Below are 358 nucleotides of genomic sequence, written 5' to 3' on the forward strand. Positions count from 1 at the left end.
CTGGCATTCACCAATTGAGATCTTTTTGCTTAATCTGCGCCAATAGATTTGTTCAAGTTATTTCTTGCAATCTGCCTAATGTAAACACATTGAAAACGATTTTTAGCTCCCTCAACAAAAAAGTTAGGCAGATCGTGAATGGGTATGTCCACGGTGCCATGTTCATCATATCCGTGATTATAATGCAGCACTAAACATTCTAGAAAAAGGACTCCAGAAACAACAAAAAGCCTAGTCAAAAAAGCTAGGCTCATTCCTATGGCAACCTGGGAATGTAAAAAGCATTGGTAATTAGATGATCACTGCTCAAGCAACTGCGGCTGTTTGAGTAAATCGTCCGTATCTATGCAAATTGTGG

Annotated in this window: 1 pseudogene; it reads left to right on the top strand. The window is 39.1% G+C overall.

From position 1 onward, the window contains the following. Positions 1 to 127 precede the first annotated feature (127 nt). Positions 128 to 235 (top strand): annotated as a pseudogene (locus QOS03_RS09315) (zinc ribbon domain-containing protein); the annotation flags it as partial. Positions 236 to 358 lie beyond the last annotated feature (123 nt).

Source organism: Limosilactobacillus pulli (assembly GCF_947381555.1).
GTDB classification, from domain to species: Bacteria; Bacillota; Bacilli; order Lactobacillales; family Lactobacillaceae; genus Limosilactobacillus; species Limosilactobacillus pulli.